We start from the raw sequence: 10,097 nt of genomic DNA, 5'->3' as shown, positions 1-10,097 counted from the left end.
CGCCGCCCCGCGCGTCGAACCCGCCCGTCGCGGCCCCCGTGCCCGAGGTGCCGCCCGCGCCCCCGGTGCCTCAGATCGAGGCGCCCACGGAGACGCCGGCCGCTGCCGCCGCGGAGCCGGAGCGCGGCGCCGCGCCCCCGCCGCTGCCGCGCCGTCGCTCGCGCCGCGCGGTGAGGACCGAAGACGACTCGATGCCCGCGTCCGAGGGGCAGATCGCCCTGCCGGACGACACGGCGACGCCGGCGCCAGAGCCCGTGGCCGAAGCCGCGCCGCCGCCCGAGCCGCTCCCCGCTTCGCCGGACGCGAGCGACGACGCGGTCATCCAGCCGATGCGGATCCTCTCGGTCGGCGACGATCTGCCGCCCGTCAAGGTCTATTCGGAGCCGCCGCCCGCGATGTCCGCGGCCGAGGCGACGACGTCGAAGCCGCGGGGCTCGTGGGTCCCGCCGGCCAAGCTCCCCGGGGAGGAGCTCGTCGAGGAGGGCTGGACGCCGCGCCCGCCCGAGGTCGCAGCCATCACCGCGCAGTTCGCGTCCGAGCAGGCGCAGACCGTGGCGTTCGCGCCGCCGCCCGCGGCCCCGCCTCGCCCTGCGATGGACACGCCGGTCACGCCGATCGAGAAGCTCGAGGCGGCCCCGCGCGCGAAGCAGCTCGAATCGGCGCCCGAGCTCGTGGTCGAGGTGGCCGAGGAGGAGGCGGACGAGGACCTCGTCTCCGCCGTCGCCGAGGAGGCCAGGGCGGACGAGGTCGATGCGTTCGAGGAGATCGAGCCCGAGCGTGTCTCGGAGGGCGAGCGGAAGGCCTCCACGGCGGACGCGCAGCAGACGTCCGGCCCCAAGAAGCCGCCGCCGCCGCCTCCGCCGCCGAGGCGTCAGGCGCCGACGGTCCCCGATCCGGGCGTCGTGCCGACCACGTCGACCTCGCTCCCGCCGCCCAAGGGCCCGCCTCCGCCGCCGGCCGCGCAGGCGACCCCGCCGCCTGCGGCTGCGGCTTCCAAGCCGCCCAGCCTGCCCGAGCCGAGCCGCCGAAGGCAGCGCCCCTGGTGGGAGGACCTCTTCGACGACGACATGATCCGCACGATGGATCGCACCGAGGCCAAGGTGATCCGTCGCGAGGCCGATTTCATCGAGCAGTGCCTCGGCCTGGAGAAAGGCGCGACGATCCTCGACCTCGCCTGCGGCACGGGCCAGCACGCCGTCGAGCTCGCGAGCCGCGGGTATGGCGTCGTCGGCTACGACCTCTCGCTCAACATGCTCGCGCTCGCGGCCGACGAGGCGCAGGGCCGCGCACAAAAGCTCAATTTCCTGCAGGGCGACATGCGGGAGATGGCGTTCGACCAGGTCTTCGACGGCCTGTATTGCTGGTCGACGAGCTTCGGCTATTTCGACGACGAGAAGAACCTCGACGTCCTGCGCCGCATGCACCGCGCCTTGCGCATCGGCGGCATCCTCGTGCTCGACATCATCAACCGTGATTACGTGGCCCCTCGCCAGCCGAGCCTCGTCTGGTTCGAGGGCGACGGCTGCGTGTGCATGGATGAGATGCAGGTCGATTTCTTCACGAGCCGCCTCAAGGTCAAGCGCACGGCCATGTTCGACGACGGCCGCTCGCGTGAAATCGATTATTCGATCCGCCTCTACGCCTTGCACGAGATCGGCAAGATGATGCACGACGCCGATTTCAAGGTCGTCGAGGTCACCGGCCACCCCGCGCATCCGGGCGTCTTCTTCGGCTCGGAGTCTCCGCGGCTCGTCATCGTGGCCGAGCGCAAGTGAACCTCGAAGCGGCGCTCGGTCAGGCCCTGCCGAACCTCACGGTCTCGGCCTCGCCGGTCGATCGAATCGCATACGCGCGCGACCTCTGGCCACGCCACCACCTCGCCGTCTCCGACGGCCGCATCGCCGATCACCGGCCCGGCGTGGTCGTCTGGCCGAACAACACGGAGGACGTCGCCTCCGTCGTCCGCTTTTGCGCGAGGGAGGGCATCCCGCTCGTCCCGTTCGGCGCGGGCTCGGGCGTCTGCGGCGGTGTTTTACCGGACGAACGCACGGTCGTCCTCGACCTGAAGCGACTCGACCGCGTCCGTCGGCTCGACGCGGAGGCGGGCGTGCTCGACGTCGAGGCCGGCGCGCTGGGGATCCGGCTGGAAGAGGATCTCAATGCCGCGGGCCATACGCTCGGGCATTTTCCTTCGTCCATTCTCTGCTCGACCGTCGGTGGCTGGGTCGCCGCCCGCAGCGCGGGGCAATGCTCCGGGCTTTACGGCAAGATCGAGGACATGGTCGCCTCGCTCGAATGCGTGGTCGGCGACGGCGAGATCGTCCGATTCGATCGCCGCCTCCACGGGCCCGACGCGACGCCGCTGATCATCGGCAGCGAGGGCGTGCTCGGCGTGGTCACCTCCGCGCGGCTCAGGCTCCACCCGGCGCCCGCGGCGCGCGCGTTCGGCGCCTTCTCGTTCCCCACGGTCGAGGCCGGCTGGGAGGCGATGCGGCAGATGTTCCAGAGCGGGATCCGCCCCGCGGTCGCGCGCCTCTACGACGTGTTCGATTCATTCATCGCACGGCTCGGCTCGGTGCGCCGGCGCAAGCATTCTGGGCCGAAAAAGACGCTCGAAGAGCGAGGCGAAGGCGCCGGGTTTGGCGCGGCCGTCCTGCGGCGGATCCTGCGCCGTCCGGGCGTGCTCAATCGAATCGTCGATGCGGCGCCGTCGGATTGGCTCGGCGGGGCCACGTTGATCCTGGTCTTCGAGGGGCAGGCCGCGCATAGCGAGGCGGATCTCGCCCGGGCGAAGCAGATCGCGCTCTCGAGCGGCGCGCGTGACCTCGGCGAAGCGCCGGCGCGGCATTGGCTCTCGCATCGGTACAGCGTGAGTTATCGGCAATCGCCGGTCTTCATGGCGGGCGCCTTCAGCGACACGATGGAGGTCGCGGCCCCGTGGTCGCGCCTCGGCGAGCTTTACCGCGCGGTGCGCGAGGCGCTCGGCAAGAACGTGTTCGTCATGGCGCACCTCTCGCACGCCTATCCGGACGGCTGCAGCATCTATTTCACGTTCGCCGGCAGCGCGCCCACGCCCGCCGCGATGGAGTCCGTCTACGATTGGACCTGGCGCACCGCGCTCGACGCGGCCATCGGCGCGGGCGGCACGCTCTCGCATCACCACGGCGTGGGCCGCAGCAAGGCGCCGCGGCTCGGGGCCGAGCTCGGGCGCGGCATCGACGTCGTGCACGCCCTGCGCCACGTCCTCGACCCGCGCGGCATCATGAACCCCGGCAACCTCCTGCCGCGCGACCCACCCGAGCGCCGCCCCGTCCCGCCGCCGCCTCAAAGCCTCACGCTCGACCGCGCCTCGCTCCTCGTGCACGCGAGCGGCGAGGCCACGCTCGCCGAGGTGGAGACCTTTCTGGCCCGTTCGGGCCTCACGCTTGGACTCGGCAGCGGCGCGCCCGACCTCTCTTCGACGACCGTCGATGCTTGGCTCTCGCGTGGCGCCCCCGGCGCGCCCGATCCGTGGCTCGACCCGGCCGATCACCTCGTCGCCGGCTTCACCGCGCGCCTCCGCTCCGGCGCCGAATTCGAGGTGCGCCCCTCGCCGCGCCGCGCCGTCGGCCCCGACCTCTTCGCGCTCTTCTTCGGCATGAACGGCCGCGCCGGCGTGATCCGCTCGGCGCATTTGCGAGCGCATTCGAAGGATCCGCTCACCCGCCCGCGCCCCCTCGAAGCGCGCCTCGAACGCAATCCGCCGCTCGGCGCGACCGAGGCGGCCTGGATCGACCGAATGGCCGCGGCGGCCTCGCGCGTCGATTGACGGGAACGTCCCTCAATACGGGACGATCACGTGGTACACGAAATCGTATTCGACCTTCGGCGGCGCCACGTCCCGGAAGCCGAGGTACATCTCGCCGCTCGCCTGCGCGTAGGCGCCCGTGCCGCCGGTGATCGCGAGCTTGGACTCCTCCGTGTCGAAGAAAGGCCCGGCGACCGAGATCTGGCCTTCGGCGAGGAACATCGTCCACTCGCATTCCCAGGACTTCCCGACCTCGGTGCGGATGCAATACCCCTGGTCCGTCGCGACCTGGTTCGCATTCGCCTTGTCGAACACGGGGTTCGCGAACGTGAGGATGTCGCCGACCGAATCCATCATCGCCGCGTCCGTGTGCGTGATCGTCTCGTTGTCGGCGTGCTCGACGAGCTCGATCGTCTTTCTGACGTAATCCGCCGCCGGCGCGCCGTTGCTCTCGTCGCCGCAGCCCACGAGCGCGATCGACGCGACCACGCACCCCATCAAGACAGCGTTCCGCATCGTGTTCCTCGCCTCGATCAGCCCGGCGGCCACGCGAGCGGCCGTCCTCCGAGCACGTGCACGTGGAGGTGGTGCACGGTCTGTCCTGCGTGCTGGCCGTGATTGACGACCACGCGGAAACCCGATGGCAAAAGCCCCGCGTCCTCGGCCACGCGACGCGCCGCGACGAGCAGCTTGCCGAGCACCGTGACGTGTTCGTCGGTCACCTCGCCGATCCCCGTGATGTGCTGCTTGGGGATCACGAGGACGTGGATCGGCGCCTGAGGATTGGTGTCGTGGAACGCCACGAGGTCATCGTCCTCGAGCACGAGCTTCGCCGGGATCTCTTTCTTCGCGATCTTGCAGAAGATGCACATCTCGTCCTCCCCGGATGCACGAGGCTCGCGTTATCGCTCGGTCGCCCCCTCGGGTAAAGAAGAAAGACCGGACGCCGCGGGGGAAGGCGCACAGGCTTCCGTGAGCTCGTCACGTTCGTCCGGATCACACGGTTCGTCGAGGTCACAGGCCTCGTCCGCGGCGAGCGGGCCGCTCGACGTGAGCGCGGCGAGGTCCGGCGCGAGCTTGCGCAGTGTGTCCTCGATGCGCGCCCGCACCGGATCGTCCTCGCCGAGCGGCGCGAACGCCTTCTCGTCCGGCGGCGTCGCCGGCGCGATCGAGCCCGCGCGGTGCGCCAGCGCGTAACGCACGATCGAGAGCTCGAGCTCGGAGAGCGTCGTCGTGCGGCGCAGGTTCAGCGAGGGGACGACGTACGTGAACGTCGCGCCGCCGTCCTTCTGTTCGTCGATCGCGACGATGTGCCCGCGGCGGGCGGGGTCGCTCTGCGTGACCTCGACGATGACGCTGCGGAGGAGCTTGGCGCGGCGGCGGACGCGGGCCGCCTCGGGGTCGGCGAAGAGCGAAAAGAAGCGGTTGCGCGAGTACGTCCCCGGGACGAGCACGAGCGCGACGAGCAGCGCCTCGAGGTCGGGCCGCGTGATCATTCGATCTCGGCGGGGCGATCCTCCGCGCCGCCCTTCTTCAGGAGCTCGGCCTGGCGATGCGTGCGCAGCGCGGCGATGAGCTCGTCGAGGTCACCGTCCATGATGCGGTCGAGCTTGTGCAGCGTGAGGCCGATGCGGTGATCGGTGACGCGGTTCTGCGGGTAGTTGTAGGTGCGGATCTTCATCGATCGGTCGGCCGAACCGACCATCGTGCGCCGCTCGGCGCTGAGCGCGTCTTCTTGCCGCTTGCGCTCGATGTCGAGCAGGCGGCTCTTCAGCACCTTGAGCGCCTTCGCCTTGTTCTTGAGCTGCGAACGCTCGTCCTGGCACTTCACGATGATGCCCGTCGGGATGTGGCGGATCTGCACGGCGCTGTTCGTCGTGTTCACGCCCTGCCCGCCGGGGCCGCCGGAGGCCGCGATCGAGATGTCGAGGTCCTTGTCGTCGATCTGCACGTCGACGTCGTCGGCCTCGGGCAGCACGGCGACGGTCGCGGTCGACGTGTGGATCCGGCCCTGCGCTTCGGTCGCGGGCACGCGCTGCACGCGGTGCACGCCGCCCTCGTAACGGAGGTGCGAGTAGACGTCCTGGCCCGTGACGAGCGCGATGACCTCTTTGTACCCGCCCGCCGAAGCCTCGCTCACGCTGAGGATCTCGACCTTCCAGCGCTTCGTCTCGCCGTACCGGACGATCATGCGGAAGACGTCGGCCGCGAAGAGCGCCGCCTCCTCGCCGCCCTCACCGCTTCGGATCTCGACGATCGTGTTCTTCGCGTCGTTCGGATCTTTCGGCAGGAGCAAGAGCTCGAGGTCGTTCGCGATCGCCTCGCGCTCGGCTTCGAGCTCGGGCAGCTCCGCGCGCGCGAGCTCGCCGAGCTCGGGATCGGCGAGCACCTCGCGGTCCTCCGCGATGCGACGCTCGATGTCGTTGAGGCGCGCGAACTGCGCCACGACGGGCTCGAGGTCCGTGCGCTCCTTGTTGAGCTTCTGCAGCTTCGCGTGATCGGCGAGCACCTCGGGCGAGCAGAGCAGGTGCTCGAGCTCCCGGAAGCGCCGCGCCACGGCTTCGAGCTTCGCGATCGGCAACATGGGGTAGGTCCGAGTTCAGACGCGCGCGCCGACGTAACCCGGGTCTGCGAGGAGTCGGCCGTAATCGGGGAAGACGCGGTCGGGCACCTCGGCGGGCGCGCTCGTGGCCGCGGCTTCGCGCCAGAGCGTCGCGCGGAGCGACGCGAGCGCCACCTCGAGCTGCGCGGGCTCGGGCTCCGCGGTCGTGATCTTCTGGACGAGGAAGCCCGGCCAGAGCAGGACCTGCAGCGGGCCCACGGTGCAGAAGCGCGCGAAGAAGCGCTGCAGCTCGTAGGTGATGGCGGCGATGAACGGCAGGAAGGGCAGCTTCATGAAGAAGAAGCCCACGCTCTGCGCGAGCCGTCCGCCGGGGATCGTCGGCAGGAGCGCGCCGATGGCCGAGAAGACGAGGATCGACACGAGCGCGACCATCACGAGGAACGTGGTGCCGCAACGCGCGTGGAGCGTGGTCTTCTTGGCTGCGTTCTCGACCGTGAGCTCCTCGTGGGCCTCGTAGGTCGAAATCGCCTTGTGTTCGGCGCCGTGGTACTGGAACACGCGGCGGATCTCGGCGACCTGCCGGATGAGCAGCATGTAGCCGACGACGATGAGGAGCTTCGCCGCGCCCGTGAGCGCCTGGAAGCCCGGCGAGCCGACGTCGAGGCCGAGCTTGAAGAGCTTGTTGATGCCCTCGGCGCCGGCCTGCGGCGCCGCGACGAACAGGCCCACGGCGAACAGGATCGAGATGAACCCGAACCCGCCCGCACCCTTGCTCCCCGTGGACGGGGCCGCCTCTCCGCCCGAGGTGACGAGCGAAAGGATCGGCAGCGAGAGCGCCGTGAGGACGTTGCTCGCGGTCGGCGGCTTTTTCGTCGACTTCGGCTTGTCCTCGTCGTCCAGGTCCTGCTCGTAGAGATCGGCCGACCAGCGCAGGGCTTGCGAGCCGAGCTTGAGAGACTCGACGACGGTGACGATGCCACGCACGAGCGGCCAGGTGCGCGGACCTTGCGCGAGCGTGGGCGCGGCCCGTTCACGGACCACGAGCTCGCCCGAGCGTCTGCGGCAAACGATGGAGAGCGAGCGAGGGGATCTCATCATGACCCCCTCGATCACGGCTTGCCCGCCGATGTACGGGCGCGCGACTTCCTGGCTCATCGGGAAGACTCTAGCGCGGGAAGTACCCGAGTGGGAGGCGCCCCCCCGCAGAGCGGGCGCCCCACGGGGGGAGACCGGCGGAATGGGAAATTCCGCGCGGGATCAGGTCGCCTTTTGCGTCTGCGCGTACTTCTTGCGGAAGCGGTCGACGCGGCCGGCGACGTCCATGACCTTCGCCTTGCCCGTGTAGAAGGGGTGGCACGCGGAGCAGATGTCGGTGGTGAAGCTGCCGCGGGTCGAACGGGTGACGACGACCGAGCCGCAGGCGCAGTTGATCGTCGACATGACGTAATTGGGGTGGATGCCTTGCTTCATGGCGCGGTCCTTCCTCCGAAGAAGGGCCGAGCCTCTTAGCACGCACCTCCCGGAGATCGCAAGGGACGGTCAGCATGACGGGCGGGTTCTTCCAGGACGTCCGGGCCCGGGCATGGATTTTTCCGAGTTCTGCCTGCGCTTCCGTTGACGTGAGGGGGCGTGTGGTTACTTTCGACCGCGAAGCGACCCGCAAAGCCGGAGCGACTCGGAAAACAAGAAGGATTTCAGAGGTTTCCGGCTCAACTACGTAGCGTTTCCCAGGCAGGCTCTCCCCGGCCGCTCTGCCTCGCATGCGCCGAATCACGTGCGCGACCGTCTCGGAGGAAAAGGTTCCATGGGCAAGATCATCGGCATCGATCTCGGCACGACGAACAGCGTTGTCGCGGTGATGGAGGGCAAGGAGCCCAAGGTCATCGTCAACGAGGAGGGCTCACGGATCACTCCGTCGGTCGTCGCGTTCGATGACAAGGGCGAGGTGCTCGTCGGGCAGATCGCGAAGCGCCAAGCCGTCACGAACCCCCTCAACACGATCTACTCGGCCAAGCGCTTCATGGGCCGCCGCTTCGAAGAGGTGAGCGAAGAGGTCAAGCGCGTCCCGTACAAGGTCGTGAAGGGCAAGAACGGCGACGCCATCATCGAGATCCGCGGCAAGCAGAACTCGCCGCCGGAAGTCTCGGCGAAGGTCCTGCAGAAGCTGAAGAAGGCGGCGGAGGACTACCTCGGCGAGAAGGTGACCGAGGCGGTCATCACGGTCCCCGCGTACTTCAACGATTCGCAGCGCCAGGCGACGAAGGACGCCGGCCGTATCGCCGGCCTCGAGGTCAAGCGCATCGTCAACGAGCCGACCGCGGCCGCCCTCGCGTACGGTCTCGACAAGAAGAACGACGAGGTCATCGCGGTCTACGACTTCGGCGGCGGCACGTTCGACATCTCGATCCTCGAGGTCGGCGACAACGTCGTGCAGGTCATCTCGACGAACGGCGACACGCACCTCGGCGGCGACGACGTCGACCACCTCGTGATGGATTGGCTGATCGCCGAGTTCAAGAAGGACACGGGCATCGACGTCGCGAACGACAAGATGGTCGTGCAGCGCCTGAAGGACGCCGCGGAGCAGGCGAAGATCGAGCTGTCGAACGTGCAAGAGACGACGATCAACCTGCCGTTCCTCACGGCCGACGCGTCGGGCCCGAAGCACCTGCAGAAGCAGCTCAGCCGCGCGAAGCTCGAGCAGATGATCCGGCCGCTCATCGAGCGGACGATGGAGCCCGTGCGCAAGGCGCTCGCGGACGCGAAGAAGACGCCGCAGCAGATCGACGAGGTCGTTCTCGTCGGCGGCTCGACGCGTATCCCGCTCGTGCAGGAGACGGTGAAGAAGTTCTTCGGCAAAGAGCCGCACAAGGGCGTGAACCCGGACGAGGTCGTGGCCGTCGGCGCCGCGGTGCAGGCCGGTGTGCTCTCCGGCGACGTGAAGGATCTCGTGCTGCTCGACGTCACGCCGCTCTCGCTCGGCGTCGAGACGCTCGGCGGCGTGATGACGGTGATGATCCCGCGCAACACGACGATCCCGACGCAGAAGAAGGAGACGTTCTCGACCGCGACCGACAGCCAGCCCTCGGTCGAGGTGCACGTGCTGCAAGGCGAGCGCACCGAGGCGCGGTACAACCGCACGCTGGGCCGCTTCCACCTGGAAGGCATCATGCCGGCGCCGCGCGGCGTGCCGAAGATCGAGGTGACGTTCGACATCGACGCGAACGGCATCCTCAGCGTGCACGCGAAGGACATGGCGACGGGCAAGGATCAGCGCATCACGATCACCGCCTCCGGCGGCCTCAAGGAGGACGAGATCCAGCGCATGGTCCGCGAGGCCTCCGAGCACGAGGCCGAGGACAAGCGTCGTCGCGAGGAGATCGAGCGGCGCAACAAGCTCGACAACCTCTGCTACCAGATCGAAAAGACGGTCGCCGACAACAAGGACAAGCTGCCCGAGAGCGACGTGTCCGCGCTGAACGGCATCGTGGCCGAGGCGCGCCAGGCGATCGAGAAGCAGGACGACGCGGCCGTGCAGACCTCGCTCGAGAAGCTCGAGAAGGAGATGCACCGCATCGCGAGCGTGATGTACGAGAAGGCCGGTCCGCAGGCCGGTCCGCCGCCCGGCAACGGCGGCGCGCCGCCCCCGCCCGCCGGTGGCAAGGGCAAGGACGGCGTCATCGACGCGGAGTTCGAAGAGGGCTCCTGATCCGTAGAAGCGAGGACGCCCCGGCAAACACGCTGGGG

9 protein-coding genes are annotated in these 10,097 nt (G+C 69.1%); 3 read left to right on the top strand and 6 right to left on the bottom strand.

All coding sequences use genetic code 11. The annotated features are described in order from the left end of the window. The coding region (locus QHF83_RS39265) for a class I SAM-dependent methyltransferase (RefSeq protein WP_282423201.1) at positions 1 to 1,775 on the top strand (1,775 nt) is incomplete at its 5' end. Continuing rightward, complete coding sequence (locus QHF83_RS39260; protein ID WP_282423200.1) at positions 1,772 to 3,808, top strand: FAD-binding protein; 2,037 nt, start codon at positions 1,772 to 1,774, stop codon at positions 3,806 to 3,808. The genes QHF83_RS39265 and QHF83_RS39260, both read left to right, overlap by 4 nt. 12 nt (positions 3,809 to 3,820) lie before the next feature. Here the strand turns inward: QHF83_RS39260 and QHF83_RS39255 are convergent, their stop codons facing one another. The 6 genes from QHF83_RS39255 to rpmE form a co-directional block, all read right to left on the bottom strand. Beyond that, complete coding sequence (locus tag QHF83_RS39255) at positions 3,821 to 4,303, bottom strand: allene oxide cyclase family protein (protein ID WP_282423199.1); 483 nt, start codon at positions 4,301 to 4,303, stop codon at positions 3,821 to 3,823. 17 nt (positions 4,304 to 4,320) lie between these two features. Then, on the bottom strand, positions 4,321 to 4,659 hold the full coding sequence (locus QHF83_RS39250; protein WP_282423198.1) for a histidine triad nucleotide-binding protein: 339 nt from the start codon (positions 4,657 to 4,659) through the stop codon (positions 4,321 to 4,323). Positions 4,660 to 4,689: 30 nt separating this feature from the next. Beyond that, complete coding sequence (locus QHF83_RS39245) at positions 4,690 to 5,283, bottom strand: hypothetical protein (protein WP_282423197.1); 594 nt, start codon at positions 5,281 to 5,283, stop codon at positions 4,690 to 4,692. Further along, a complete protein-coding gene (gene prfA / locus QHF83_RS39240; protein WP_282423196.1) occupies positions 5,280 to 6,371 on the bottom strand; it encodes a peptide chain release factor 1 in 1,092 nt (363 codons plus the stop codon). The genes QHF83_RS39245 and prfA overlap by 4 nt, the downstream gene beginning before the upstream one ends. Before the next feature lie 15 nt (positions 6,372 to 6,386). Next, positions 6,387 to 7,505: a DUF1385 domain-containing protein gene (locus tag QHF83_RS39235; protein ID WP_282423195.1), complete on the bottom strand. Its 1,119-nt coding sequence runs from the start codon at positions 7,503 to 7,505 to the stop codon at positions 6,387 to 6,389. Between the two features lie 102 nt (positions 7,506 to 7,607). Continuing rightward, on the bottom strand, positions 7,608 to 7,820 hold the full coding sequence (gene rpmE, locus QHF83_RS39230) for a 50S ribosomal protein L31 (protein ID WP_136927255.1): 213 nt from the start codon (positions 7,818 to 7,820) through the stop codon (positions 7,608 to 7,610). A gap of 334 nt (positions 7,821 to 8,154) precedes the next feature. On the opposite strand from rpmE, the gene dnaK reads away from it, so the two are divergent. Further along, positions 8,155 to 10,059: a molecular chaperone DnaK gene (gene dnaK, locus QHF83_RS39225; RefSeq protein WP_282423194.1), complete on the top strand. Its 1,905-nt coding sequence runs from the start codon at positions 8,155 to 8,157 to the stop codon at positions 10,057 to 10,059. The last annotated feature ends 38 nt before the right edge of the window (positions 10,060 to 10,097 follow it).

The organism is Polyangium sp. 15x6 (assembly GCF_029960785.1).
Classification (GTDB): Bacteria; Myxococcota_A; Polyangia; order Polyangiales; family Polyangiaceae; genus Polyangium.
Note: the sequence above shows the minus strand (reverse complement) of the source record. Positions and strands in the feature narration are given on the sequence as shown.